This is a genomic window from Streptomyces sp. NPDC001606 (assembly GCF_053596835.1).
On the sequence record NZ_JBSFHC010000022.1, the window covers coordinates 58505 to 84995 of the forward strand.

The 26491-nt window shown below is 71.8% G+C and carries 29 protein-coding genes; 21 read left to right on the forward strand and 8 right to left on the reverse strand.

The features are described 5' to 3' along the window. The first annotated feature begins 307 nt into the window (after positions 1–307). The 14 genes from ACWCV9_RS31520 to ACWCV9_RS31585 all read left to right on the forward strand — a co-directional run bounded on the left by ACWCV9_RS31520 (position 308) and on the right by ACWCV9_RS31585 (position 11750). Positions 308–1177 (forward strand): hypothetical protein, encoded by an 870-nt coding sequence (locus ACWCV9_RS31520; RefSeq protein ID WP_450791792.1) that lies wholly within the window; start codon positions 308–310, stop codon positions 1175–1177. Between the two features lie 45 nt (positions 1178–1222). After that, positions 1223–1930, forward strand: a complete 708-nt coding sequence (gene cpaB / locus ACWCV9_RS31525) for a Flp pilus assembly protein CpaB (RefSeq protein WP_450791678.1) — start codon at positions 1223–1225, stop codon at positions 1928–1930. 12 nt (positions 1931–1942) lie between these two features. Continuing rightward, on the forward strand, positions 1943–3178 hold the full coding sequence (locus ACWCV9_RS31530) for an AAA family ATPase (RefSeq protein WP_450791680.1): 1236 nt from the start codon (positions 1943–1945) through the stop codon (positions 3176–3178). Positions 3179–3185: 7 nt separating this feature from the next. Next, entirely contained in the window at positions 3186–3563 is a 378-nt protein-coding gene (locus ACWCV9_RS31535; protein ID WP_385840292.1) for a TadE family protein, read from the forward strand. A gap of 1 nt (position 3564) precedes the next feature. After that, on the forward strand, positions 3565–3912 hold the full coding sequence (locus ACWCV9_RS31540) for a TadE/TadG family type IV pilus assembly protein (protein ID WP_450791681.1): 348 nt from the start codon (positions 3565–3567) through the stop codon (positions 3910–3912). A gap of 18 nt (positions 3913–3930) precedes the next feature. Then, on the forward strand, positions 3931–5268 hold the full coding sequence (locus tag ACWCV9_RS31545; RefSeq protein WP_450791683.1) for a CpaF family protein: 1338 nt from the start codon (positions 3931–3933) through the stop codon (positions 5266–5268). Positions 5269–5274: 6 nt separating this feature from the next. Beyond that, positions 5275–6222, forward strand: a complete 948-nt coding sequence (locus ACWCV9_RS31550) for a type II secretion system F family protein (protein ID WP_450791685.1) — start codon at positions 5275–5277, stop codon at positions 6220–6222. 10 nt (positions 6223–6232) lie between these two features. Beyond that, complete coding sequence (locus ACWCV9_RS31555) at positions 6233–7120, forward strand: DUF5936 domain-containing protein (RefSeq protein WP_450791686.1); 888 nt, start codon at positions 6233–6235, stop codon at positions 7118–7120. Between the two features lie 381 nt (positions 7121–7501). Continuing rightward, the gene (locus tag ACWCV9_RS31560; RefSeq protein WP_450791793.1) at positions 7502–8701 is read left to right on the forward strand and encodes a sensor histidine kinase; all 1200 of its coding nucleotides are present in this window, start codon (positions 7502–7504) and stop codon (positions 8699–8701) included. Between the two features lie 14 nt (positions 8702–8715). After that, positions 8716–9459 carry a response regulator gene (locus tag ACWCV9_RS31565; RefSeq protein ID WP_450791688.1) on the forward strand — a complete coding sequence of 248 codons (744 nt, stop codon included), beginning with the start codon at positions 8716–8718 and terminating at the stop codon, positions 9457–9459. 115 nt (positions 9460–9574) lie between these two features. Continuing rightward, complete coding sequence (locus ACWCV9_RS31570) at positions 9575–9766, forward strand: Flp family type IVb pilin (RefSeq protein WP_450791689.1); 192 nt, start codon at positions 9575–9577, stop codon at positions 9764–9766. Next, positions 9763–10488 (forward strand): pilus assembly protein TadG-related protein, encoded by a 726-nt coding sequence (locus tag ACWCV9_RS31575; protein WP_450791794.1) that lies wholly within the window; start codon positions 9763–9765, stop codon positions 10486–10488. Before ACWCV9_RS31570 ends, ACWCV9_RS31575 begins: the two co-directional genes overlap by 4 nt. Positions 10489–10525: 37 nt before the next feature. Continuing rightward, complete coding sequence (locus ACWCV9_RS31580; protein ID WP_450791691.1) at positions 10526–11116, forward strand: hypothetical protein; 591 nt, start codon at positions 10526–10528, stop codon at positions 11114–11116. Between the two features lie 7 nt (positions 11117–11123). Then, entirely contained in the window at positions 11124–11750 is a 627-nt protein-coding gene (locus ACWCV9_RS31585) for an OmpA family protein (RefSeq protein ID WP_450791693.1), read from the forward strand. Positions 11751–11770: 20 nt separating this feature from the next. Here the strand turns inward: ACWCV9_RS31585 and ACWCV9_RS31590 are convergent, their stop codons facing one another. Continuing rightward, positions 11771–12163: a DUF192 domain-containing protein gene (locus ACWCV9_RS31590; RefSeq protein WP_450791694.1), complete on the reverse strand. Its 393-nt coding sequence runs from the start codon at positions 12161–12163 to the stop codon at positions 11771–11773. Between the two features lie 97 nt (positions 12164–12260). Here ACWCV9_RS31590 and ACWCV9_RS31595 point away from each other — a divergent pair, with 97 nt between their 5' ends. The 6 genes from ACWCV9_RS31595 (at position 12261) to ACWCV9_RS31620 (ending at position 19314) form a co-directional block, all read left to right on the forward strand. Continuing rightward, positions 12261–12752: a GNAT family N-acetyltransferase gene (locus tag ACWCV9_RS31595; protein ID WP_450791696.1), complete on the forward strand. Its 492-nt coding sequence runs from the start codon at positions 12261–12263 to the stop codon at positions 12750–12752. Positions 12753–12779: 27 nt separating this feature from the next. Further along, complete coding sequence (locus ACWCV9_RS31600; protein ID WP_450791697.1) at positions 12780–13595, forward strand: class I SAM-dependent methyltransferase; 816 nt, start codon at positions 12780–12782, stop codon at positions 13593–13595. A gap of 657 nt (positions 13596–14252) precedes the next feature. Next, a complete protein-coding gene (locus tag ACWCV9_RS31605) occupies positions 14253–15026 on the forward strand; it encodes an isoprenyl transferase (RefSeq protein WP_450791699.1) in 774 nt (257 codons plus the stop codon). Positions 15027–15384: 358 nt separating this feature from the next. Then, positions 15385–16710, forward strand: coding sequence for a PhoH family protein (locus ACWCV9_RS31610; RefSeq protein WP_450791701.1), 1326 nt, complete (start codon positions 15385–15387; stop codon positions 16708–16710). Positions 16711–17128: 418 nt separating this feature from the next. Further along, the gene (locus ACWCV9_RS31615; protein WP_450791703.1) at positions 17129–17830 is read left to right on the forward strand and encodes an aggregation-promoting factor C-terminal-like domain-containing protein; all 702 of its coding nucleotides are present in this window, start codon (positions 17129–17131) and stop codon (positions 17828–17830) included. Positions 17831–17967: 137 nt separating this feature from the next. Beyond that, positions 17968–19314: an AI-2E family transporter gene (locus ACWCV9_RS31620; RefSeq protein ID WP_450791704.1), complete on the forward strand. Its 1347-nt coding sequence runs from the start codon at positions 17968–17970 to the stop codon at positions 19312–19314. Between the two features lie 25 nt (positions 19315–19339). Here ACWCV9_RS31620 and ACWCV9_RS31625 read toward each other — a convergent pair whose 3' ends face one another. Together ACWCV9_RS31625 and ACWCV9_RS31630 are read right to left on the reverse strand one after the other, a co-directional pair. After that, complete coding sequence (locus ACWCV9_RS31625) at positions 19340–19873, reverse strand: alkyl hydroperoxide reductase (protein WP_385840269.1); 534 nt, start codon at positions 19871–19873, stop codon at positions 19340–19342. Between the two features lie 3 nt (positions 19874–19876). Then, positions 19877–20431, reverse strand: a complete 555-nt coding sequence (locus tag ACWCV9_RS31630) for a peroxiredoxin (protein WP_055704786.1) — start codon at positions 20429–20431, stop codon at positions 19877–19879. Between the two features lie 140 nt (positions 20432–20571). Between ACWCV9_RS31630 and ACWCV9_RS31635 the strand changes: the two genes are divergently transcribed. Continuing rightward, positions 20572–21510, forward strand: coding sequence for a LysR substrate-binding domain-containing protein (locus tag ACWCV9_RS31635; protein ID WP_450791706.1), 939 nt, complete (start codon positions 20572–20574; stop codon positions 21508–21510). Between the two features lie 6 nt (positions 21511–21516). Here the strand turns inward: ACWCV9_RS31635 and ACWCV9_RS31640 are convergent, their stop codons facing one another. The 5 genes from ACWCV9_RS31640 to ACWCV9_RS31660 all read right to left on the reverse strand — a co-directional run bounded on the left by ACWCV9_RS31640 (position 21517) and on the right by ACWCV9_RS31660 (position 26314). After that, a complete protein-coding gene (locus tag ACWCV9_RS31640) occupies positions 21517–23859 on the reverse strand; it encodes an FtsX-like permease family protein (protein WP_450791708.1) in 2343 nt (780 codons plus the stop codon). After that, positions 23856–24545: an ABC transporter ATP-binding protein gene (locus ACWCV9_RS31645; protein WP_385840265.1), complete on the reverse strand. Its 690-nt coding sequence runs from the start codon at positions 24543–24545 to the stop codon at positions 23856–23858. Before ACWCV9_RS31645 ends, ACWCV9_RS31640 begins: the two co-directional genes overlap by 4 nt. Then, complete coding sequence (locus ACWCV9_RS31650) at positions 24542–25066, reverse strand: PadR family transcriptional regulator (protein ID WP_450791710.1); 525 nt, start codon at positions 25064–25066, stop codon at positions 24542–24544. Before ACWCV9_RS31650 ends, ACWCV9_RS31645 begins: the two co-directional genes overlap by 4 nt. A gap of 88 nt (positions 25067–25154) precedes the next feature. After that, complete coding sequence (locus ACWCV9_RS31655; protein ID WP_450791711.1) at positions 25155–25442, reverse strand: hypothetical protein; 288 nt, start codon at positions 25440–25442, stop codon at positions 25155–25157. Continuing rightward, positions 25388–26314 carry an SPFH domain-containing protein gene (locus tag ACWCV9_RS31660; protein WP_450791712.1) on the reverse strand — a complete coding sequence of 309 codons (927 nt, stop codon included), beginning with the start codon at positions 26312–26314 and terminating at the stop codon, positions 25388–25390. The genes ACWCV9_RS31655 and ACWCV9_RS31660 overlap by 55 nt, the downstream gene beginning before the upstream one ends. Positions 26315–26491 lie beyond the last annotated feature (177 nt).

Here is a 26491-nt window from a genome sequence, read left to right on the forward strand (position 1 = left end):
GGGGAGAGGGGGTGCTCGGGCGGTGGCCGCCGTTGGAGGAACAAGTTGGTCCAGACCAATTCCCCTGTCAAGAGGTCCAGACCAAATGGGGAAACGGTTCGCGGAGCAACCTGTCCTGGTTTGAGGACAGTTGTGGCAGGGGAGTTCTACGCGAGCTTCACCAACGCTGTTCTTTGGTCATACGGCCGTGGATACAGTGCTCACGTAGTCACGCAGTGAAGTCGTCCTGGCGCATTGGAGTGACCGTGACACCGGTGGGCCGGCGGCTGTGGAGAGCGGGGAGCTGCGCGTGCCAACTGCCATTGCCGTGACCGGCGCCGACCTGGCACTGCCGGCCCAGGACGAACGCACCATGCCCGCCGTCGTGCTGCACGACCTGGACCGCCGGCCGATCGAGCAGACCCTCACCGAACTCCACGCGCTGACCGAGCAGTACGGCTATGCCGTGGTCGTCTGCTCACCCGTCACCCCCGAGCCGGTCCTGCGCCGGCTGCACACCCTGCGCGCCCTGCTGGAGAGCGACCGCATCGCCTTCTTACGGCCGGAACTGCCCCCGCTGGGCGTCGCCGTACTGGCCCGGCAGCTGCGCCAGCTCGCCTCCTGCGATCTGAGCCCCGGCGTGATCGCCTCGGCGGGGCGGCTGCTCAGCCACTACATCCACGCCGGAGCCGTCCTCGGCTCCGTCGCCCGGCTGGACCGGGTGCCGGTCGGGCTCACCGCCCACGCCAGATCCTGGGTCCCGGGCAGCCAGTTCGCCGTCCTCGCCCACCCCGAGCCGCAGCTCGTCAGGGTCGCCCCCGGGGTCACCCTCAAGGGGCCCGACTTCAACACCTGGCTGCTCGTCGCGAAGAACCAGGCACACGGGCAGGCACAGAGCGACTGGGTCACCGAGCTGGGCGCCCGGTGGGGCGTGCACGGACTGCGCGAGACCCCGCTGCCCGCCGAGTCACCGCTGTGGTGGGGGACCGGCCGGCTGGTCGAGTTCTGCGCCTATCTCGCCGACCTCTCCGTGCTCTACCAGCTCGTCACCTCCGTACGGCAGACCGGCTGCCACTGGTGCGGCCTCGACGTCATCGGCGACCGCTGCGTCTTCTGCTCCGCCGGCCCACCCGTCCCCGAACTCGCCGCGCCCCGCGCACTGGAACAGCGCACCCCCGCCCGATCCGCCCGCTCGTGACCCACGTCCCGCTCGGCCGACTCCCCCAATGAGGTTGCACGGTTCATGAACTCCCGTCAGCGCCGCGGCGTGATACTGCTGATCCTCTCGGTCCTGTGCGCTCTCGGCGCGTTCGCCGGCGTGCTGTCCGTCGTCCACGACGTCAATTCCAAGGTCGGACCCGAGGTCACCGCCTACCGGGTGCGGTCCGACGTCCAGCCGTACACCGCCCTGGACTCCGGGCAGTTCGAGAAGATCGAGATGCCCCGGCGGTGGCTGTCCGGCACCGCCGTCACCGACCTCCGGCAGATCCAGGGCAAGATCGCCGTCACCACGCTGCGCGCCGGGTCCCTGCTCCAGACCGACATGATCGTCGACCAGCCGGCCCTCCAGCCCGGGCAGCAGGAGGTCGCCATCATGATCGACGCGGCGACGGGCGTGGCCGGGAAGATCACCCCCGGCTCGCGGGTCAACGTGTACGCCACCTTCGCGGGCAAGAAGGACGGCGACCCGGACCAGTCGAAGATCATCGTCACCGACGCCCGGGTCCTCGACGTCGGCCGCATCACCGCCCTGGACCCCGACAGCACCAAGAACCAGCAGCAGCCCACCGAGGCCGTCCCCATCACCTTCGCGCTGTCCACCCTGGACGCCCAGCGCATCACCTACGCCGAGTCCTTCGCCCAGCGCGTCCGCCTCGCGCTGGTGGCACCCGGCGGCGACACCGGTGTCCCCGACAAGGACCGCACCTACGAACTCGCCACGGACAAGTGAGAGGCGGCCCGCATGCCCACCAGGATCCTTCCGGCGGGAGCCGACCCGGACGCCGTACGCTCCCTCGTCACCCTGCTCAGCCAGCTGCCGGACGCCGAACCCCAGCTGCCGGTCGCCGACTCCACCCAGCTGGTCGACGGCCTCGCCCGGCTCGCCGCCGAGTCCGTGGAAGAACTCCCCGAAGTGGTCGTCGTCCACGAGCGGATCGGCCCGGTCCCCGCGCTGGAGCTGATCCGCGAGGTCGCGCTGCGCTTCCCGGCCGTCGGCGTCATCCTCGTCACCACCGACGCGAGCCCCGGCCTGTTCGCCGCAGCCATGGACTCCGGCGCGCGCGGCCTGGTCGCGCTCCCGCTGTCGTACGAGGAACTCGCCAGCCGCGTCCAGGCCGTCGCCCAGTGGTCCACCGGCGTACGGCGCCATCTCGGGCACGGCGCCGAGGCGATCGGCGGAGCCGGCGGCACGGTCGTCACGGTCAGCGGGGCCAAGGGCGGCGTCGGCGCGACGCTGACCGCCGTCCAGCTGGCCCTCGCCGCACAGGCCTCCGGGCGGCCCACCGCCCTGGTCGACCTCGACCTCCAGACCGGCGACATCGCCTCCTACCTGGACATCCAGTTCCGCCGTTCGGTGGCCGACCTCGCCGCCATCACCGACATCTCGCCCCGGGTCCTCGCCGACGCCGTCTTCCGCCACGACACCGGGCTCGCCCTGCTGCTCGCCCCTGCCGAGGGCGAACGCGGCGAGGAGGTCACCGACCGCGCCGCCCGCCAGATCGTCAGCGCCCTGCGCTCCCGCTACGAGGTCGTCGTCGTGGACTGCGGCGCCCAGCTCGGCGGGGCCGGCGCGGCGGCCGTCGAGATGGCCGACACCGCGCTGCTGCTCGTCACCCCGGACGTCATCGCCGTACGCGCCGCCAAGCGGACCGTGCGGATGTGGGACCGGCTCCAGATCCGCAAGGCCGAGGAGACGACCGTCGTCGTCAACCGGCACACCCGCAGCACGGAGATCCAGCCCGCGCTGGTGCAGCGCATCACCGGGACCGCGCTGGCCCGCACCCCGATCCCGGCCGGCTTCAAGGAGCTGCAAGGCGTCGTGGACGCCGGGCGGCTGCACGAACTGGACGGCAGGAGCGCGGTGAAGCAGGCGCTGTGGGCGCTCGCCGGGGAACTGGGGCTCGCCAGACCGGCCGAGGGCGCCGCCCATCGGGGCGGGGGACGGGGCATGGCCGGCTTCCGGCGGCGGAAGGAGTGAACGGCCCATGAGAAGGGGTGGGGATCGCGGCCAGGTCAGCATCGAGTTCCTGGGGATGGCCCCGCTGATCATCCTGACGCTGGTGCTGATGTGGCAGGCCGTGCTCGTGGGGTACGCCTACACCCTCGCGGGGAATGCTGCGGACGAAGGGGTGCGGGCGGGCACGGCGGCGCCCCGGGGGGAGCGGCGAGCGGTGTGCGAGCAGGCGGCGCTGGGGCATCTGTCGGACGCGTGGCGCAAGGGCGCCGCCGTGGACGACTGCGGCGGCACCGGCTATGTGACCGCGGACGTGTCCGTCAAGGTCCCCGTCCTCTTCCCCGGCTCGATCGACTTCCCGGTCACGGTGCACGGCCACGCCGGCGCCGTGGAGGAGGTGAAGCACTGACATGCCGTACCGCCGCAAGACCCGCGGGGACCGCGGCCAGGTGGCCATCGAGTACCTGGGGTTCGTACCGGTCCTGCTGATCGTCGGGCTGGCCGGCTTCCAGCTCGGGGCCGTCGCCTACGCCGCCGAACAGGCCGGCACCGCCGCCCGGGCCGGGGCACGGGCCGCGTCGCTGCGGCAGTCCGCCGCGCAGGCCTGCGCCGACGCGGTGAGCGGCGGGATCACGGTGAGCTGCTCGTCCGCCGAGGACGGCACCACCGTGACCGTCACCGCGACCGTCCGCATCCCCGAGATCGTCTGGGACCTCGGCACCGCCACCAAGACCGCCACCATGCCGCTCGACCACTGACCGAGGAGCAGCCGACCCATGAGCCTGCGGGCACGCATCAGCACTCCGGAGGAGCACGCGAGCCGGGGCGAGGACGGGCACCTGGTCGCCTCCTACCGGGCCAAGCTGCTGGAGGAGATCGACCTCGCGGAGATGAGTTCGCTGGCCGCCGCCGAGCGCCGGGCCCGCCTCGAACGCGTCCTCGGACACATCATCAGCCGCGAGGGCCCGGTGCTGTCCACCGTCGAGCGCTCCCAGCTGATCCGCCGGGTGGTGGACGAGGCGCTGGGCCTCGGCATCCTGGAACCCTTGCTGGAGGACGCCTCCATCACCGAGATCATGGTCAACGGACCGGACGCGATCTTCGTCGAACGCGGCGGCCGGGTCGAGCAGCTGCCGCTGCGGTTCGTCTCCGCCGACCAGCTGATGCAGACCATCGAGCGGATCGTGTCGACGGTCAACCGCCGGGTGGACGAGTCCAATCCGATGGTCGACGCCCGGCTGCCGTCCGGCGAGCGGGTCAACGTCATCATCCCGCCGCTCTCCCTGACCGGCCCGATCCTCACCATCCGCCGCTTCCCGCGCTCCTTCACCCTCCAGGAGCTGGTCTCCTTCGGCTCGCTGGACGAGCACATGGTGTACCTGCTGGCCGGCCTGGTGCAGGCCAAGTTCAACATCATCGTCTCGGGCGCCACCGGCACCGGGAAGACCACCCTGCTCAACGCCCTGTCCGGACTGATCCCGGCGCACGAGCGCATCATCACCATCGAGGACTCCGCCGAACTCCAGCTCCAGCAGACGCACGTCGTCCGGCTGGAGTCGCGGCCGCCGAACGTCGAGGGCAAGGGCCAGATCACCATCCGCGACCTGGTCCGCAACTCGCTGCGCATGCGGCCCGACCGGATCGTGGTCGGCGAGGTCCGCGGCGGCGAGTCCCTGGACATGCTCCAGGCGATGTCCACCGGCCACGACGGCTCGCTGGCCACCGTGCACGCCAACAGCGCCGAGGACGCGCTCACCCGGCTCCAGACGCTCGCCTCCATGTCCGACGTCGAGGTGCCCTTCATCGCCCTGCACGACCAGATCAACAGCGCGGTCGACGTCCTCGTCCAGCTCACCCGGTTCGCCGACGGCGCCCGCCGCATCACCGAGATCGCCCTGCTCGACAGCCACGGCGGAGAGCCGTACCGGCTGGCCACCGCCGCCCGCTTCGAGGCCCGGCCGATGACCGCCGACGGCCGTGTGCACGGCACCTTCCGGTACTTCCCGCTGCCCCGCCGCACCGCCGACCGCCTCTACATGGCGAGCCAGCCGGTCCCCCAGGCCTTCGGGGTCGCCCGCTCCGCCGACCAGCTCGCCACCCGAGAAGCCAGGTAGCCGCCCATGGAACTGCACACCCTCACCCTGCTGACCACCGGCGCCGCCCTGCTGACCTGCGTCCTGGCCGTCGCCGGGGTGCACGTCTACGCGGCCGGCCGGGCCCGGCGCGCCGCCCTGGTCGACCGGCTCGCGCACACCGGCCCGCCGTCCGCCCGGACCGGCCGCCGGCGCCGCTTCCGCGACCTGGACCGGCGACTGCGCCGCATCCGCCTGGGCCGCTGGCTGGAACACCGGCTCGCCACCACCGGCCTGGACGTCACCCCGGGAGAGTTCTTCGTCGCCATGCTCGGCACGGTCGCCGCGCTCTGGCTGATCGGCCAGGCCGCCCTCGCCCCCTTCTTCGGGCCTATCGCCGGGCTGCTGGGCGTCTGGGCGGCGGTGCAGTTCCTCAACTGGCAGCGGCAGAAACGCATCGAGCGGTTCATCAACCAGCTCCCCGAACTCGCCCGCATCCTCGCCAACGCCACCCAGGCCGGACTCGCGCTGCGCACCGCCATCGGCATGGCCGCGGAGGAGCTGGAGGCCCCGGCCGGCGAGGAGCTGTCCAAGGTCGCCGACCAGCTGGCCATCGGCCACTCCCTGGACGACGCGCTCGGCGAACTCGCCGACCGCCTCCCCTCCCGCGAACTGGTCGTCCTGGTCACCACCCTGGTGCTGTCCAACCGGGCCGGCGGCCAGGTGGTGTCGGCCCTGCGCAACCTCACCGAGACCCTGGAGGAGCGCAAGGAGACCCGGCGCGAGATCCGCACCCAGCTCTCCCAGGTGACCATGACGTCGTACGCCGTCCCCGTCCTCGGCGTCGGCGCGCTGTTCCTGATGAACGGCGTCAGGGACGGCGCACTGGCCCGGATGACCGGCTCACCGGTCGGCCAGGGGTGCGTGCTCGTGGCGTTCGTGCTGTACGCCGTCGGCTTCGTCCTCATCCGGCGGATGAGCCGGATCGACGTGTGAGGGGCATGCCATGGCTTTACTGCTCGCCCTGCTGACGGCCCTCGGCGTCGGCGGCGCCCTCGCCGGCATCCGCATCTACCGGGCGGACGCCAAGCTCCCCGGCGATCTCGCCGTCGCCCTGGAGGTCGGCGCCACCCGCACCGGCGCGGTGGACTCGGTCATCGACCGCATGGGCATGCGCTACGCCCCCGCCGTGCTCCGCCTGATGGGCCCCCGCCTGGTGGCCAGGGTCCGCCGCAGGATCGACCTCGCGGGCAACCCCGGCGGCCTGACCATCGACCGCTACGCGGCCCGCCGCGCGGTGTACGGCGCGCTGGGCGCCGTGGGCTGCCTGGTCTTCCTGCTCCGCGGCCAGTGGTTCGTGGCCCTGCTACTGCTCCTGTTCGGCGCGTTCTGGACGGAGGTCGGCATCTGGTCGGCGATCCGGGTCCGCAAGGACGTCATCGAGCGCACGCTGCCGGACTTCCTGGACGTGCTGGCGGTCGTCGTCAGCGCCGGGCTCGGCTTCCGCCAGGCCCTGGACCGCGTGGCCACCCGCTACGAGGGCCCGTGGGCCGACGAACTCCGCATCACCCTGCGCCAGATGGACCTGGGCATGAGCCGCCGCCAGGCCTTCGCCGAGCTGCGCCGGCGCAACGACTCCGAACAGGTCGCCATGTTCGTCACAGCCCTCCAGCAGGGCGAGGAACTGGGCGCGCCGATCGTGGACACCCTGGTCTCCCTGGCCAAGGACATGCGCCGCACCGACGCCCAGAACGCCCGCCGCAAGGCCGCCCGCGCGGTGCCCAAGGCCACGCTGCTGATCACCACCTTCATGGTCCCGGCGACGATGCTGCTGCTGGGCGCGGGCCTGATCCTGGGCTCCGGGGTGGACTTCGGCTCCCTCACGGGGAAGTAGGGGCGGGCCATGACGGTGCCGGGGCTGACGGTGCGCCGGGGCGGGGCAGCGGCCCTGCGGGGGCGGGTGGGGGCGTGGGCGGGTGGGTTGGTGTTGTGGGCGGGCGGGTTGTTGTCCTGGGTGGGGCGGCTGTTGTCCCGGGCGGGGCGGCCGCGGTCCTGGGCGGGAGGGTTCTCGTCCTGGGCCGGGCGACCGCTGTCGTGGGCGGGACGGCTGTCGTCCTGGGCCGGGCGGCCGCGGTCCTGGGCGGGACGGCTACTGCCGTGGGCGGGGCGGCTGTTCTCCCGGGGCAGGTGGCCGCTGCCGTGGGCCGGGCCGCTGAGGGAGCGGGACGGGACGCCCGAGCCCTCCGAGAAACTTCAGGTGCGGGCGCTCCAGGCCATGTGCCGGCAGGTCTTCGGCTTCCGGCTGGCGATGATCGTCCTGGCCGCCCCCGCCGCCCTGCTGAACGCCCGCCCCGGCCTCGGGGTCCGCCTGGTCGGCGCGGCGGTGGTCGTCACCTTCATGGTGTCCTACGTCCTCTTCCGCGACTGGGCCCGCTTCGGCCCCCTCCTGCTGCGCCACCCCGCACTGCTCGCCGCCGACACCCTCTTCGGCTCACTCCTCCTCGTCTCGGCGGGCCCGGACACCACCCTCGCCTACGTCAGCGTCTGCACCCCGCTGCTGGCCGGGCTCGTCTACGGCTGGCGGGGCGCGGCCTGCTTCGCCTCGCTCCAGTCCCTGATCCTGCTGCTGGTCCACGCCACCCTGAAGGCCGGCCGGCACGCCCCGGTGGCCGAGGCGCTGCTGCTGCCGGGCCTGTGCGTGATCGCCGGAGCCATGGGCTCCACCCTGCGCAACCTGATGCTCCGCTTCGGCGCGGCGACCCAGGCGCTCACGGCGGTCCAGGCCCGGCTCGCGGCGACGGAGGCGGTCGGCGCGGAACGGGCCCGGCTCGCCCGCGAGATGCACGACTCGGTGGCCAAGACCCTGTACGGCGTGGCCCTCGCCGCCGACGGCCTGGCGGCCACGGCCCGGGCCGACGCGCCCGATCCGGCCCGGGTACGGCAGCAGGCGGAACTCGTCTCCCGCTCGGCCCGCAGGGCGGCGGCGCAGTCCCGGGAACTCCTGGCGGACCTGCGCAGGGAGGGCGGATCGGACGCCGTACACCTCTGGCCCGAACTCCAGGCGCAGGCCGCCGACTTCGCCGCCCGCACCGGCCTCCCCTCAACCTTCCGCCACACCGGTGACTCCCCCCTCCCGCCCGTCGCCGACCCCCCGGCCCGGCATCTGCTGGCCATCGCGGCGGAGGCGATGGAGAACGCGCACCGCCATGCGGCCGCGAGCCGTCTGGAGATCACCGCCGGGGTGCACGGCGGCCTGCTCCGCCTCACGGTGTACGACGACGGCAAGGGGCTGCCCCCCGACAGCACCCTCGAACACCTCCGCCGCTCCGGCCACTTCGGCCTGCTCGGCATGGTCGAGCGCGCGGCCGCGGCGGGCGCCCGCATCCGGATCGGCCGGGGCACGCACGAACGCGGCACCGAGGTACGCGTGGACCTGCCCCTGCCCCTCGTCACCACCGACACCGACGCCCCCTGAGAGGAGGCCCCCCGATGCACCACCCCGACCTGCTGCCGTCCGCACCCGCGGCCCCCCTGCGCCTGGTCGTGGCCGACGACAACCCGGTGGTCCGCGCGGGCCTGACGGCCCTGCTGTCCGGCCGTACGGACACCACGGTGGTGGCCGAGGCGGCGGACGGCCGCGAGGCGTACGAGGCGACGCTGCGGCACCGGCCGGACGTCGTCCTCCTCGACGTCCGCATGCCCGGCGTCGACGGAATCGCGGCATTGCCCCACCTGGTGCGGCTGGCCCCCGTCATGATGCTCACCTACAGCCACGAGCCGGAGACCGTACGGGAGGCGCTGCGGCTGGGGGCGGGGGGATACCTGGTGCACGGCGAGTTCACGACGGAGCAGCTGGTACGGGCGGTGCGGGACGTGCGGGAGGGGCGGCCGCATGTGACGCCGGGCGCGACAAGGGCCTTACTACCTACCCCTCTTCCTTATGCACCCGCACATAGCGAACCCCAATCCCCAGATCCTGAAGGTAAATTCCCGCCCTATCCTCTTTCGCATATGCAACCACCCGTGGGACAGTCGTTCCGCTCTCGGTTCCGGCTGAGTACCAGGGAGGCGGAGATCATGGACCTCATCGCGTCCGGCATGAGCAACCAGGAGATCGCCGCCACCTGCTTCATCAGCGAGAAGACGGTCAAGAACCACATCAACCGCATCTTCGCCAAGCTGCACTCCACCACCAGGTCCCAGGCGACGGCGAAATGGCTGGGGGTGGCCTGAATGCCCGCCCCCACCACCCCGGAATGGGCCCGCGATTGGGCCCTGGGACCCTCCACCCCGACCCGCTCCGGCGCCTACCGTTCCGGGATCCGCAGCGCAGCCGGAGGGGAGCACCATGAGCGACTGGATGCTGAAGTTGCTGGTGGCCATGGAACGCCGCACCGACGACAGGGGCCAGACCGCCGTCGAGTACCTCGGCATCATCGCGGTGGTGGTGGCGATCGTATTGGCGATCACGGGCACGAGCATCGGGCAGACGATCTACGACGCGATCACCAACAAGATCGCCGAGGTCACCGGCGGCTGATCACCCCGTACGGGCACGGCGACACAGGGCAGGCCTTCCCTCTCTACCTGACGGTGGTGGCGGGCCTGCTCTTCCTTGCGCTCGCCTATCTGGCGGTCGGCCAGGCCGCGGTGAACCGCGGTGGCGCCCAGACGGCGGCCGACGCGGCGGCGCTGGCGGCGGCCCAGAAGACCCGGGACCAGCTCGCGGGCGTGTGGGCGGAAGACGTGCTCGACCCGACCAAGTGGCAGGACGTCTTCGCCGGAGTCGGGGCCGGTGACTTCTGCTGGCGGGCTGATCAGCTCGCCGCGGCGAACCATGCTCAGGTGCAGGGCTGTGCGCAGGACCTGTTGTCGTACACGGTCGACGTCCGGACGGACGAGCCGGTCGGGGACTCCGTGATCCCGGGCACCGAGAACACCAGGTCGAGGGCGACCGCGCGGGCGGTCATCGAGCCGCTCTGCACGTTCCAGCTCCCGGGCGGGGACACCGGAAGCGGCGGAAACGGCGGGACTGGCGGGGACACCGGGGGCACTGGAAACGGCGGGACCGGCGGGGGCGCCGGAAAGGCCGGAGACGGCGGAGACGGCGGAAAGGCCGGGGACGGCAAAGACGGCAAAGACTCCGGGGACAAGACGCTGCCGACGCTCACCTGCAAGGACCGGGACTGGCAACTGGATCCGAAACACCTCACGGATCTGCCGGGCCCCCAGGACCTCTTCGACGTCCACCTGGCCGGCTGACAGCCGACGACGAACCAGAGAAGGAAGAAGCGGAGCCATGAGCATGCGGTTCACTCGGAACGCCGGCAGGGTGACAGCCGCCGTGGCGGTCGCGGCGGGCCTGGCGCTCGGTGCGGCCGGCTGCGGGGGGAGCGGGGACGACGGCGGCGGCAGACACGGGAGTTCGCCCGCCGCGTCCGCCTCCCGGACCGGCGGATCCGCCCCCAGCGCCCAGGAAGGGCAGTCGGACCGGCCGCTGGCCGAGCTGAAGGGTTCCGGCGGCCTGCTTCTGCGGATCACCTCCGCCCAGCGGGACGCGGGCGGGTTCGTCACGGTCAACGGCACACTGAAGAACGACGGCGCCGAAAGCCTCGTGATCCCCTCCGCGTTGAGCGGCAACGAGACCGAGATCGTGCGCAACGGCAGGTCCCTGGGCGGCGCCACACTGGTCGACCCGCAGGGCAAGAAGCGGTACTACGTCCTCCGCGACACCGAGGGCCGCCCCCTGACCACCACGGGCTTCTCGACCCTGAAGGCGGGAGCCGACCTCGCGGTCTTCATGCAGTTCCCGGCGCCGCCCGCGAACACCAACGAGGTGGAGCTCCAGGTGCCGACCCTCTCGACGGCCACCATCCAGATCTCCGGGTGAGGCCCCCGTGACCACCACACCCCGCCTCGCACTGCCCCTCACCACCGCCACCCTCCTCCTCACCCTCGCCCTCCCCGGCACCGTCCACGCCGACGGCACCGGCCCCAGTGAGCCCCCCGGTACCGCGCCGTCCGCCGCCGCGCCGGTGAAGATCGACCCCACCGATCCGGACCTGAAGCTGCCCGAAGGGGCCACGCTCGCCGCGCCCAAGGTGCTGGACATCAAGTCGGTCGTGGAGGACCAGAGCGGGGACGAGCGCCGGGAGGACACCAACGCCGACGTGACCTTCGCCCTCCAGGCCGAGGTGCTGTTCGGCAAGGACAGCGCCAGGCTCGGCGACGACGCGAAGGCCCGCATCGCCACCATCGCCGAGGAGATCAGGAAGCAGCACGCGACCCAGGTCCGCGTCTTCGGCTTCACCGACGACCTCGGCTCCGCCGCCCACGGCGACATCCTGTCCCGGCAGCGCGCCAACGCCGTCCAGGCCGTCCTGGACCAGGACCTCGACGACCCGGGCATCACCTTCGAGGTCCGCGGCTACGGCGAACAGTTCCCCATCGCCGACAACTCCACCGAGGAGGGCCGCAAGAAGAACCGAAGGGTCGAGGTCTCCTTCCCCCGCACCCAGAACTGAACCCCGGCGACCCAGGAGACCTACGGCCGCTCCGGCCGCCCGTCCTCCACCCGGACCTCCACCCCGGCCCGCAGCCCCCACCCCGCCATGGCCCCCGCCTCCGCCTCCAGCACATGCCGGGCCCGCAACCGGGGCAGGCCCAGTCGGCCGGGGCGCATGGTGCGGACGGCGATGACGGTCAGGCGCCGGTCCAGATAGGCCACGTCGATCGGGATCCGCATGCCGAACGTGTGCACCCCGCTCGCCGGCGACAGCAGCATCGCCCCGTCGACCGAGTCCCGCCCCAGCAACCCCTTCGTACGGGCCCGGTACGACGCCGCGATCTCCAGCGGCACCCCCACCGGCTCACCCCCGCCGGGCCCCCGTACCACCAGCCGTCCCCGCCCGTCCCGCAGTCGCCGTCCCCAGCCCATGCCCGCCCTCCGTCCGTCGGCCCGTCACTGTCTCTCGCTCACCAACTCACCCCGCCGGTAAACGCCGTTGTCAGTGCCGCCTGCCACACTCCGTGCCATGACAGACGTGTGGCTGCGCGAGGTCGACGAGGCCGACCTGGAGGCGTTCCTCGCCTACGAGCACGACCCCGAGGCCGTCCGCCGGTCGCGGTTCGCCCCGCGCCCGCGCGACGCCTTCCTCGCGCACTGGCGGACCGGCATCCTCGGCGTCCCGGACGTGCTCGTGCGCACGGTCGTGGTGGCGGGGGAGCCGGCGGGGCACGTCGTCTCCTGGACGGTGGCGGACGGGCGGCGGTTCCTCGGGTACTGGCTGGGCCGGCCGTACTGGGGGCGGGGCGTCGGCAGTCGCGCCCTCGTCCTCTTCCTCCGCGAGGAACCCGTCCGGCCCCTGTACGCCGACCCGTTCGCCGGCAACACCGCCTCCGTCCGCCTGCTGGAGCGCCACGGCTTCCGGCGCACCGGCACGGTCCGGCACGGCACGGACACCCACCTCCTGCTCGCCCTTCACCCAGCGGAGGAGACGGAAGCGGCAGAAATCGGCAGGACGTGACGGTCCGCCCCTGGGACGATGACTGCCATGGCAACGCAGCACCACCACCCCCACACCTCCCCTCACCGCTCCTTCGACGACCTGGTCGCCGAGGGGGTCGCCGTGCCCACCGAGGGGTGGGACTTCTCGTGGTTCGAGGGGCGGGCCACCGAGGCGCGGCCCTCGTGGCGGTACGCCGAGTCGGCGGGGCGGCGGCTGGCCGGCGCCGAGGCCGCGCTGGACATCCAGACCGGCGGCGGAGAGGTGCTGGACTTCGCGCTGGGCCGGGCCGAGCCCGCCCGGCCGCTGCTGGCCGCCGCCACCGAGGGCTGGCCGCCCAACGTGGCCAAGGCCACCGCGCTGCTGCGGCCGCGCGGGGTCGTGGTGGTCGCCGCCCCGGACGACGCGCCGCTGCCCTTCGCCGACGCGGCCTTCGACCTGGTGCTCAGCCGGCACCCGGTGCGCCCGTACTGGGACGAGATCGCCCGGGTGCTGCGGCCCGGCGGGACCTACTTCGCCCAGCACGTCGGGCCGGCGAGCGTGTTCGAGCTGGTCGAGTACTTCCTCGGGCCGCAGCCGGAGGAGGTGCGCTCCGGCCGGGACCCCGAGCGGGAGCGGGCCGAGGCGGAGGCGGCCGGCCTGGAGGTGGCCGGGCTGCGGGCGGAGCGGCTGCGGATGGAGTTCCACGACATCGCCGCGGTCGTGCATTTCCTGCGCAAGGTCGTCTGGATGGTCCCCGGCTTCACGGTGGAGGCGTACGAGCCCCAACTCCGGGCCCTGCACGAGCGGATCGAGCGGGAGGGGCCGTTCGTGGCGCACAGCTCCCGGCATCTCTTCGAGGTCCGCAAGCCGCGTAAGGGCTGAAAACAGACGTCGTTCATCTGTCGTTCGTCCGCAGTTTCCACATTGTTATGCGCTGCGGTTCACACAGGTCTCACCTGTCACGTAAGTTCAGACCAAGGTAATTCGCGTCAGCAAAGCTGCGCGGGCGGTACCGCGCAGTGGAGGGGGCTGCGCGGTGCCGTGAGACCGGGCGGGGCGGGTGCGGGGCCGTACCGGAACCGTCAAGTCACCGTTCGCGGGCCGGGTCCCCCATCGGAGGGACCCTCGGACAACGCGCCGAAGAGTTCATAAGGCGCCGCAAAGCCTTCGAATGCCTCCGAATGTGTCTGTATCCGACCGGATTCTCCTGGGAATCGGCGGGGAATCGGCCATCAGAGGCCCCTGAATCTGGCATTCCGGGTCCCTCGGGGCGTCGCCGGATGATTTCGGAGAGTAGTTGTCTCGCGCCGATGCACCCATCAGCCCTTACGAAGGGTTATGGTGGAAACCCCCCCTCGGGCCGGTCCGTCTCCCCCCCACGGACCGGCCCGTTTTTTTGCCGGCCCGCCAGGAACGTTTCCGCGGCCCCGGATCCCGAGCCCGGGCGGCAGGCCGAGCCCCGGACCCGGACCGGGCCCCGGGCAGCGGTAGGCTCAACACCCCCCGAACCCGTACCCCGTGCCAACCCCGGAGGGCCACGTGAACCTGCGTGACAAGCTGCGCAGCCTGCTCGTCAGGCTCTACGCACGCCGGGTGGAAGGACACCTGGACCACGACCAGGTGCCCAAGCACATCGGCGTCATCATGGACGGCAACCGCCGCTGGGCGAAGGCGTCCGGCTCCACCACCGTCCACGGCCACCGGGCCGGCGCCGAGAAGATCGAGGAGTTCCTCGGCTGGTGCGCGGAGACCGACGTCGAGGTCGTCACCCTCTGGCTGCTGTCCACGGACAACTTCGACCGCCCGCAGGAGGAACTCGGCCCCCTGCTCGGCATCATCGAGGGCGTCGTCCGCACCCTCGCCGCCGACGGCCGCTGGCGCGTGCACCACGTCGGCACCCCCGACCTGCTGCCCGCGCCGATGCAGACGGCGCTGAAGGAGGCCGAGGAGGCCACCCGGCACATCGACGGGATAGTCGTCAACGTGGCCATCGGCTACGGCGGCCGGCAGGAGATCGCCGACGCCGTGCGCTCGATGCTGCTGGACGCCCACGACCGAGGGGTCTCCATGGAGGACCTCGCCGAGTCCGTGGACATCGACATGATCGGCCGTCACCTCTACACCGGTGACCAGCCCGACCCGGACCTCGTCATCCGCACCAGCGGCGAACAGCGGCTGTCCGGATTCATGCTGTGGCAGACCGCGCACTCCGAGTACTACTTCTGCGAGGTCTTCTGGCCGTCCTTCCGGAAGGTCGACTTCCTGCGCGCCCTGCGCGACTACGCCGCACGTCACCGCCGCTACGGCGGCTGACCCCGGCCACCGCGCCCCTCCGCCCCGTCGCCACCCGGCGCCGGGGCGGTTCCGTATACCCCGATTCGCGGACCCGTAACAAGGAGTTCACCGGCGCGCTGTTGGCCGCTTTTGCATGGCGGCGACAGTTCGAGGGCATAAGCCAAGCAGGTCGACACCCGAACCACGGGCGTCGGTTCTCAGCGGGCGGCACGGGGCCGTCCCGCCCGGGAGGCCCTTTGCACCAGCCCGACCGTCCGGTCACGGCGCGGAAAGAGCCGCGGAGGGCCGGTCCACGGCCCGCCGTACGCGGGGGCCAGACACCGGTCCAGCTCCACTTCGTCGCTCCCCGACCTCATCCGAGGGGGTACGTCCTTCCGTGGTGACCAGCACAAAGCGCCACAAGCCCGACCGGCGCACCTATGTTCTCGACACCAGCGTCCTGCTGGCCGACCCGAACGCCCTGGCCCGCTTCGAGGAGCACGAGGTCGTGCTCCCCATCGTGGTGGTCACGGAGCTGGAGGCCAAGCGGCACCATCCGGAACTCGGCTACTTCGCCCGGCAGGCCCTGCGCCTGCTCGACGACTACCGGGTCCGGCACGGCCGTCTCGACGCCCCCATCCCGATCGGGGACCTCGGCGGCACCATCCGTGTCGAGCTCAATCACTCGGACCCCAGCGTGCTGCCCACCGGCTACCGCCTGGGGGACAACGACTCCCGCATCCTCGCGGTGGCCCGGAACCTCCAGGCGGAGGGGTTCGACGTCACCGTCGTATCGAAGGACCTGCCTCTGCGGATCAAGGCGTCCTCGGTCGGTCTCCTCGCCGAGGAGTACCGCGCCGAGCTCGCCATCACGGAGAACTCCGGCTGGACCGGGATGAGCGAACTCACCCTCCCGGCCGAGCAGGTGGACATCCTCTTCGAGGAAGGTCACCTGTACGTCCCGGAGGCCGCCGACCTGCCCGTGCACACCGGTCTGACCATCCACTCCGAGCGGGGCAAGGCGCTCGGCCGGGTCTCCGCCGAGGGCAACGTCCGGCTGGTGCGCGGCGACCGGGAGGCGTTCGGCATCAAGGGCCGCAGCGCCGAACAGCGCATCGCGCTCGACCTGCTGCTCGACCCGGACATCGGGATCGTGTCGATGGGCGGGCGGGCCGGCACCGGCAAGTCGGCGCTGGCGCTGTGCGCCGGCCTGGAGGCGGTCCTGGAGCGCCGTCAGCACCAGAAGGTGATGGTCTTCCGGCCGCTGTACGCGGTCGGCGGGCAGGAGTTGGGCTATCTGCCCGGCACCGAGGCGGAGAAGATGAGCCCGTGGGCCCAGGCCGTCTTCGACACGCTGTCGGCGGTCACCAGCCGCGAGGTCATCGAGGAGGTCACCGCGCGCGGGATGCTGGAGGTGCTGCCGCTGACCCACATCCGCGGCCGCTCCCTGCACGACGCGTTCGTGATCGTGGACGAGGCGCAGTCACTGGAGAAGAACGTCCTGCTGACCGTGTTGTCCCGGATCGGCGCCAACTCCCGGGTGGTTCTCACCCATGACGTGGCACAGCGGGACAATCTGCGCGTCGGACGCTACGACGGTGTGGTGGCCGTCGTGGAGAAGCTGAAGGGGCATCCCCTCTTCGCGCATGTCACCCTGACCCGGTCCGAAAGGTCCCAGATCGCCGCGCTTGTCACCGAAATGCTGGAGGACGGACACATCTGACATGGATGGACGTCATCTGACATAGCGGTACGGCCTGTTGGCGCCGTCCGGCAAAGGCGAAGAGCCTAGCCGGGCGGCGCCTTGGTGCGCGGAGGTTTCCGGAAATCCCCAGGGCCAAACGGGATGTGAGCTTTCACACGCAACACAGAATTGCCACCCGGCGTCCGGTTACGGCAGAGTCTCAGTCCTGTCAGGCCCCGCATACGACACAGCCGTACCCCCAGCGGTACGGCACCTCAGAAGCATCACCAACTCCATAGACCCGTCGTATGCCGCCCGCGCACCACGCGGCGCTCCCTCCAGGGGAGTTGCCCACCGGGCCCGTGCCTCCCGTGACCCAGAAGTTGGGAGGCCAGTGTCAGGGGCACGATTGCGTCCGCCAGGGTCACCGAAGCGGGCGATGCTGGAAGGAACCCGTGTGAGCCGGATTTCGGTCCGGGGACTCGCAGTGGCCTCGGCCACCGCGGTCACCGCCGTCGGAAGCGTCGTCGGAGTTGCCTCGGGCAGCGTCGCGCAGAACAACAACGACGCCGAGGCGACGGCAGCCGATGCCACGCTCCTCGCCGACATACCCGCAGGTCAGCAGGCGCAGGTCCAGTCGGCGTCCCTGACGCACCAGGCCGACGCACAGGCCATCGCGGCCGACGCGAGCGCCAAGAAGGACGCCGAGGAGGCGGCCCGCAAGGCAGCCGCCGACACCGCGATCGCGAAGAAGGCGGCCGCGGAGAAGGCTGCCAAGGAGGCCAAGGAGCGCGCCGAGACGAAGGCCGCGGCGGCGAGCCGCGACGACGTCCGCGACTCCTCCAGCTTCCCGGTCCAGTCCAACTACACCGTCGCGCAGATCCAGGCGATGGCGCGCCAGATGGTGGCCGGCGACCAGTTCCAGTGCTTCAGCAACATCGTGGACCACGAGTCCAGCTGGAACTACCACGCCGTGAACGCCTCCTCGGGTGCCTACGGCCTCTTCCAGGCGCTGCCCGCGGGCAAGTACGCCTCCGCCGGTGCCGACTGGCAGACCAACCCGGCCACCCAGATCAAGTGGGGCCTCAACTACATGAACAGCCGCTACGGCAGCCCCTGCCAGGCCTGGTCCTTCTGGGCGGCCAACCACTGGTACTAGGCCGCCCGGCCCTTGTTCGACTTCGCGCAGCCCCTCCCCGTCCTCGGGGCAGGGGCTTTCGCCCTGTACGGTCGTAACCGACGACTCCAGGGGGGAGTGGTGGCGAGCGCGCGGGGCGCGGGGGAAGAGGACGGATCATGTCGCGAGTGCCAGGGTGGCTCGGCCGGCTCGGCGCCGGGCTCAGCGAGATGAGCGAACGCCTGGAGGAGCTGCGCGCCGAGGTGGAGCAGGAGCGCGAGGCGGACGACGAGCCCACCGGCCCCGTCAAACCCGCCGCCGCCGTGCCCGGCCAGGCCGCCGCCGTGTCCGAACAGGCCGCCGACACCGATCGCCCCGCCCGGCCGGTGGCGCCCGCGCCGTCGGCCGGTCCGCGCCCCGATCCCGCCGAGGCCGTGCCCTGGGGTGTCCGGGTCGCGGCGGAGGCCGGCTGGCGGCTGCTCGTCCTCGCCGGCACCGTGTGGGTGCTGATGCGGGTCATCAGCGCCATCCAGCTGGTGGTGTTCGCGTTCGTCATCGCCCTGCTGATCACCGCGCTGCTCCAGCCGACGGTCGCCCGGCTCACCCGCTGGGGGGTGCCCCGAGGACCGGCGACCGCGCTCACCGCCATCTCCGGCTTCGCGGTCATCGGCCTGATGGGCTGGTTCGTGAGCTGGCAGGTGATGGAGAACATCGACACCCTCTCCACCCAGATCCAGTCCGGCATCGACGACCTGCGCAACTGGCTGCTGAAGAGCCCCTTCCACGTCACCGACAAGCAGATCAACAAGATCGCCCAGAACCTCCGTGAGGCGATCGGCGCCAACGCCGACCAGATAACGTCCGCCGGGCTGGAGGGCGTTCAGGTCATCGTCGAGGGCCTCACGAGCATCCTGCTGGTGTTCTTCTCGACGCTCTTCCTGCTCTACGACGGCAAGCGGATCTGGCAGTGGTTCCTGAAGCTGGTGCCCTCCGCCGCCCGTCCGGGCGTGGCCGGCGCCGGCCCGCGCGCCTGGCGCACCCTGACCGCCTACGTCCGTGGCACGGTCCTGGTCGCGCTCATCGACGCCATCTTCATCGGCATCGGCATCTACTTCCTCAATGTGCCGATGGCCGTCCCGCTGGCCGTGTTCATCTTCCTGTTCTCCTTCATCCCGCTGGTCGGCGCGGTCGCCTCCGGAGCGCTGGCGGTGATCGTGGCGCTGGTGACCCAGGGTGTGTTCACGGCCGTCATGACCCTCGTCGTCGTCCTCGCGGTCCAGCAGATCGAGGGGCATGTGCTCCAGCCGTTCATCCTCGGCCGCGCGGTCCGCGTCCACCCGCTGGCGGTCGTGCTGACCGTGGCGGCCGGCGGCATGGTGGCCGGCATCGGCGGCGCGGTGGTGGCCGTACCGCTGGTGGCGGTGGCGAACACGGTGGTGGGGTATCTGCGGACGTACGCCGCTCAGGCGGGACAGGTCCGTCCGGCGCCGGACAACGCAGAGGACCCCGCCCCCCAGGAAGGGTGAGCGGGGTCCTCGGACGGACGTCTGCCTACTCGGCGATGACCGCCTCGGCCTCCAGCGTGACGGCGACGGCCTGGACCACGGAGGCGATCTTGAACGCCTCCTGGACCACGTCGCGCTCCACACCGGCCTTGCGCAGCACCTGCTCGTGCGAGTCCAGGCACATGCCGCAGCCGTTGATCGCGGACACCGCGAACGACCACAGCTCGAAGTCGACCTTCTCCACGCCCGGGTTGCCGATGACGTTCATCCGCAGACCGGCGCGCAGGGTGCCGTACTCGTGGTCGGACAGCAGGTGGCGCGTCCGGTAGAAGACGTTGTTCATCGCCATGATGGCGGCGGCCGACTTGGCGGCCGTGTACGCCTCCGGCGACAGGTTCGCCTTCGCCTCCGGCTCCAGCTCACGCAGCACGATCGGGGACCGGGAGGCGATGGCGGTCGCCAGCACGGTGCCCCACAGCTGCTGCGCGGGGAGGTCGGAGTTGCCGATGACCGAGCCCAGGTTGAGCTTGAGGTCCTTGGCGTAGTCCGGGACGCGGGACTTCAGGGAGTCGAGCGACATGGGTCACTCACCGGCCAGCAGCGCGACCGGGTCCAGCGTGTCCTCGCCCTTGGTCCAGTTGCACGGGCACAGCTCGTCCGTCTGGAGGGCGTCGAGGACCCGCAGGACCTCCTTGGGGTTACGGCCCACGGAACCGGCGGTGACCATGGTGAACTGGATCTCGCGGTTCGGGTCGACGATGAAGACGGCGCGCTGCGCGAAGCCGTCCTCGCCCTCGATGCCGAGGTCGCGCATCAGCTCGTGCTTGGAGTCGGCCATCATCGGGAACGGCAGGTCGGTCAGGTCCGGGTGGTCCTTGCGCCAGGCGTGGTGGACGAACTCGGAGTCACCGGAGAAGCCGAGGATCTGGGCGTCGCGGTCGGCGAACTCGTCGTTCAGCTTCCCGAACGCGGCGATCTCGGTCGGGCAGACGAAGGTGAAGTCCTTCGGCCATGCGAACACGACCAGCCACTTGCCCTCGTAGGACTTGTGGTGGATCTGCTCGAACTCCTTGCCCTTCTCCAGCGAGACGCAGGCGGTCAGTTCGAACTCGGGGAACTTGTCACCGACAGTGAGCACGCGCTCTCCTTGCAGCTAGGGACACCCTTTGTGAGGGTCTTGACCCCTTGGGTTGGACGTCGTCGATGGTGGCACAGGGTGCATTGATTAGTGAAATAGCTACACTCGGTCGTGTTGATCGGAGGTAGTTATCAGTGACCATGGGTAACGGAAAGCGGAGGCAGCCGAGCCTCGCACAGCTGCGCGCCTTCGCCGCCGTCGCCGAGCATCTGCACTTCCGGGACGCGGCGGCCGCCATCGGGATGAGCCAGCCCGCCCTCTCCGGCGCGGTCTCGGCGCTGGAGGAGGCCCTCGGGGTGACCCTCCTCGAGCGTACGACCCGCAAGGTGCTGCTCTCGCCCGCGGGGGAGCGGCTGGCCGTCCGGGCGAAGGCGGTGCTGGACGCGGTCGGCGCGCTGCTGGAGGAGGCCGAGGCGGTCCGGGCCCCCTTCACCGGCGCGCTGCGCCTCGGGGTGATCCCCACGGTGGCGCCGTACCTGCTGCCCACCGTGCTGCGGCTGGTCCACGAGCGCTATCCGCAGCTCGACCTCCAGGTGCACGAGGAGCAGACGGCCAGCCTGATCGACGGTCTGCACTCCGGCCGGCTCGACCTGCTGCTGCTCGCCGTCCCGCTCGGTGTGCCGGGTGTGGTGGAACTCCCCCTGTACGACGAGGACTTCGTCCTGCTCACCCCGCTCGACCACTGGCTCGGCGGGCGCGAGGGCATTCCGCGCGAGGCGCTGAAGGAGCTGAACCTGCTCCTCCTGGACGAGGGGCACTGCCTGCGCGACCAGGCCCTCGACATCTGCCGGGAGGCCGGCCGCGCGGACGCCCCGGTGACCACGACGGCCGCCGGCCTCTCCACGCTGGTGCAGCTGGTGGCGGGCGGGCTGGGCTGCACGCTGCTGCCGCGCACCGCCCTGAAGCTGGAGACCGCCCGCAGCAGCCAGCTGCTCACCGGGTACTTCGCCGACCCGGCCCCGAGCCGCCGGGTCGCGCTCGCCATGCGGGCCGGCGCGGCGCGCTCCGCGGAGTACGAGGAGCTGGCGGCGGCGCTGCGGGAGGCGATGCGGGCGCTGCCGGTGCGGGTGGTGGCCTGAGCCCGGTTACTCGGTGCGCAGGCCCTCCGGCCGCATCAGCCGCAGCAGCGGCGGCAGGCTCAGCAGGGTGACCGTGAGGATCACCGCCGCCCCCGCGCCGGTCATCGACAGCACGCCCGGCCAGTCCACGGACACCGTCGCGCCGACCATGCGCAGCAGGACCGCGCCCAGCGTCAGCCCGGCCGCCGCGGCGAGGAGCAGGCCGAGGGCGATGGGGATCGCCGTCTGCCACAGCACCGACATGCCCAGGGTGCGCTTACGGGTGCCGAAGGCGGCCAGCGACGACAGCAGCTTCCGGCGCTCGCGCAGCTGCTCCAGCTGGGAGACCAGCAGGCTCACCCCGATCAGCGCCAGCACACAGACGGCGCCGGCGAACGTACCGGTGCGGATCGAGGAGAACTGCGCGGACCGCTCGGTGGCCGCCAGCACCATCGTGTCGGCCAGCGGATCGATCCGTGCCGCGGTGTTGCGGACGTACTCGTGCACGTCCGGCCGCTTCTCGTCGAGCTTGAGGTACACCGCGCCGACCAGCGTGCGGCCCATCCGCGCGGACATCGCGCGCGGGGTGGCCAGCACCTCGCTCTCCGCGAGCCCGTCCGGGCCCTTGAGCGCGCGGCCCTTCTTCAGCCCGGCCGGCACCGTCCACGTCGTGTCGGGAAGGTGGGGCCGGCCGCTGCCCGGGTTCAGGTGCAGGGTGCGGCCGGGCCGGGCGAGCCTCGCTACATCGGCGTCCCGGTCCCCGCCGGTCACGGCGAAGACGTCCCCGTCGCGGCAGGAGGGCAGCTCGGCCACCGTGCGCAGCGCGGTGCAGGTGCCGACGGTGAGACCGACGGTGTGCTGCGGCCCCTGCTCGGAACTGAAGGTCCCGTCGCCCAGCTCGGTGCTGCCCAGCGAGGTGGCCTTCCGTACGCCCTCGGTCCGGGTGAACTGCGCGGTGGCCGGGAGGAAGGGAACGCCGCGGGAGAGGTTGACCTGCATCTGGGCCTGGTCGGTGTCCCGTCCGGTGGACTTGGTGAAGTCGTCCTGGATGCCCGCGAACAGCATCTGGAGCGCGATCGCCCCGGCGACCGCGACCGCGATGCCGTTCACCATGCGGGCCGCGGATCCGCTGTTCAACTGGAGCCGCCGTACGGCCAGTTGCCAGGCCACCCCGCCCCGTCCGAGCCGGGCCACGGCCGCCTCGACGGCCCACGGCAGCAGGGCGGTGACACCGAGGAGCAGCAGCAGGATGCCGGCGACCACCAGATAGCGGTTGAAGTCGCCGTTGCCGCGGATGTCTCCGATCAGCGGCGCCAGACACGCCAGTCCGGCCAGCGGCAGCAGCAGCCGCCACCACAGCCGGCGGCGCGCCGGCCGGGCCGTACGGACCACGCCCAGCGGCTCGATGACCACCCCGCGCAGCGCGAACAGCGTCACCAGCACCGCCGCCGCCGGAACGGCGAGGGCGACGAGGGCGGCCAGCGCCGGGGAGGGGTTGAGATAGCTGGGGAACACGCTGATGCCCACGATCTCGACGGAGCCCGCGACCTGCCGCCCGAGCAGGAAGAACGCGGTGCCGAAGACCAGTCCGACCAGGGAGCCGGCGAGCGCCTCGCCCGCGGCGATCCGCCGGGTCATCCGGCCGTCGGCGCCGACCAGCCGCAGCGCGGCCAGTCTGCGGTCGCGCCGCTCGCCGCCGAACCGTACGGCCGTGGCGATGAACACGGCGACCGGCGTCAGCAGCACCACGAAGGCGACCAGCACGAGCAGCAGCAGGACCGGGTCCGTCGGGTCGGGCTGCGTCTGCTCCTCCGGCCCGAAGTGGGTGATCCGGGCCGTCCGCCATCCGTCGAGCTGCCGGTCCAGGTCCTTCGCCCCGGCGTAGTAGGCGAGGTCGTGCGAGCCGATGAGCCCGGGCTCGGTGATCGTGCCGACGATCCGGTACGGCAGCCGCTCGCGCAGCAGCTTGCCGTCCGCCGAGCCGAGGAGGTCGCGCAGCGCGGGGGAGACGATCATCTCGCCCGGCGCGGGATACCGGGTCAGCCCCGGGGGAAGCGGTGCCCGCGGCCCCTCGGGCTGCACCAGCCGGCCGCGGACGTCACTGCCGCGGAAGTTGCTGTCGGCGTCGGAGATCACCAGGGTGTCCGACGCCTTCGGCCGGTAGGGGCCATAGGTGTGGTCCTCGCGGGCCTGGCCTCGCTGGTCCCGTACCGCCAGCGCGTTCGGGATCGCGGTCGTCAGCAGCAGCAGCGCCACGCCGAGTCCGACCCCGACCGCCGTCAGCAGCACCCGGATCCAGCCCTCGCGCCCGCCGGTGAACGCGAACCTGACCCCCATGCCCAGATCGCGGCTCCACTGCCGGATGCTCATACGGTGCGCTCCATGTCCCGCGACTTCCCGTCCCGTACGACGATCTCCCGGTCGGAGTAGGCGGCCACCCGGGCCTCGTGCGTGACCAGCACGACGGCCGCGTTGGTGGAGCGGGCCGCGTCGGTCAGCAGCTCCATCACGCGTTCGCCGTTGAGTGAGTCGAGCGCGCCGGTCGGCTCGTCGGCGAAGACCACCCGGGGGCTGGTGACCAGGGCCCGCGCCACCGCGACCCGCTGCCCCTGGCCGCCGGAGACCTCGCCGGGCCGCTTGCCCGCGAGATCGTCCACCTCCAGGCGTTCCAGCCAGCCCAGCGCCGTCCTCTCGGCGGCCTTGCGGGAGGCGCCGTTCAGCCGCAGCGGCAGTGCCACGTTCTCCACACAGGTCAGCTCGGGCACCAGTTGGCCGAACTGGAAGACGAACCCGAACTCGGAGCGGCGCAGCGCGCTGCGCTCGGCGTCGCCCATCCCGGCCAGTTCGCGGCCGTTGTAGCGGATCGACCCGGAGTCCGGCGGCACGATGCCGGCGAGGCAGTGCAGCAGCGTGGACTTGCCCGAGCCGGACGGGCCCATCACGGCGACGACCTCGCCGGGGTGGATGGAGAACTCGGCGCCGTCGAGCGCGACGGTCGGGCCGTAGCTCTTGCGCAGGTCGTCGGCGACGAGCAGGGAGCCGGCGGGAGCGTTCACCGGGCCACCGCCTCGCGCAGCCGGTCCAGCCGGGCCGCGGTCAGCTCCAGCCAGCGCAGGTCGGCCTCCAGGTGGAACAGGGCGTGGTCGCAGATCAGCTGGTCGGCGAGGTCGCCCTTGCGCTTGCGGTCGGTGAGGATCCGCATGCTGCGCAGATGCTCGGCGCGCTGGGTGTCGAGGACGACCCCCGCGTCGCGGTGGGTGAGCAGGGCGAGGACGACCTTGGTGTAGAGGGTCGACTGGAGGTACTCCTCGGGCTTCTCCGGCGTGCCGAGCCAGCGCTCGACGTCGGTGATGCCCGCGTCGGTGATGGCGTACCGCTTGCGCTCGGGGCCCTCGCCGGCCTCGATGCCGTCGACCTCGACGAGGCCGTGCTTGAGCAGCCGGGACATCGTCGAGTAGACCTGGCCGTAGTGCAGCGGCCGGTCCTGACCGAACTTCTCGTCGAAGGTCCGCTTGAGGTCGTAGCCGTGCCGCGGGCCGGACTCCAGGAGACCCAGAAGGGTGTGACCGATGGACATGCGGAGCACTCTACACACCGTGTATACGCAGTATGTATAGAACCCGGGTATACCCGCGAAGTCGCAGGTCACCCGGGTTGTCGGCCGGTCAGGAGGTGCCGGGGGGCCGTCCGCGGCGGGGCAGCGGCCCAGTGTCCTTCGGCAGTCGCCCCGCCTCCGCCAGCGCCTTGCGCAGCAGGAACTCGATCTGCGCGTTGGCGGACCGCAGCTCGTCCCCGGCCCACCGGGCGAGCGCGTCGTACACCGCCGGGTCGAGCCTCAGCAGCACCTGTTTGCGCTGCTGAGGCCGGCGCCGCGGGGCCGCACCCTCGGCCGGGTCGGTCACTGGTAGAGCGTCCCGGTGTTGAGGACCGGCTGCGGGGCGCGGTCCCCGCACAGCACCACCATCAGGTTCGACACCATCGCCGCCTTCCGCTCCTCGTCCAGCTCCACGATGTCCGCCTCGGAGATCCGGGCGAGCGCCGCCTCCACCATGCCGACCGCGCCGTCCACGATCTCCCGGCGGGCCGCCACGACCGCTCCCGCCTGCTGCCGCTGGAGCATCGCGGAGGCGATCTCCGGAGCGTACGCGAGATGCGTGAAGCGCGACTCGACGATCTGCACACCGGCCGCCTCGACCCGGGCCTGGAGCTCCACGGCCAGCTTCTCGGTGATCTCCTCGGCGTTGCCGCGCAGCGAGAGGCCGTCCGCGTCGTGCGCGTCGTAGGGGTACTCGATCGCGATGTGCCGTACGGCCGTCTCGGTCTGCGTGGCGACGAACTCGGCGAAGTCGTCCACCTCGAACACGGCCTGGGCGGTGTCCTGCACCTTCCAGACCACGACCGCGGCCAGCTCGATCGGGTTGCCGTAGGCGTCGTTGACCTTCAGTACGGCGGTCTCGTGGTTGCGCACCCGGGTGGAGATCCGGGTCCGCGAGGTGAAGGGGTTCACCCAGCGCAGGCCGTCCTGCCGGATGGTGCCCCGGTAGCGGCCGAAGAGCTGCACCACCCGGGCCTCGCCGGGCGCGACCGTGTTCAGACCGCGCAGCGAGATGACCGCGGCCAGGAAGACGACGATCCCGGCGATGATCAGCCCCGCCTTGGGACCCGCCGCGGAGACGTTCGCGGCGGCGGCCAGCAGCGCCGCGGTGCCGCCGAGCCCCAGCAGGCCGAGCAGCAGGGCGAGCCCGCCGCCGATGCTGTGCGCGGAGAACTCCCGCACCCGCGGGGCGGGCATCTCGGGTACGTCGGCGGTGGTGTGCGTGGACATGGTCGTGTCCCCCGTTCCTGGTCGTGCTCGACGGCACCCGTCGGGGCGCCTGGTGTGTGACTAGCTAAGTGATATCACTTTTCCCTGTCAAGCAACCCTGCAACCGTCACAGCCGTCGGTTCCGTTGGGGCGGGTGCTGATTGTCACGTCCGTAAAAGTGCGGATCGGACGCCCTTT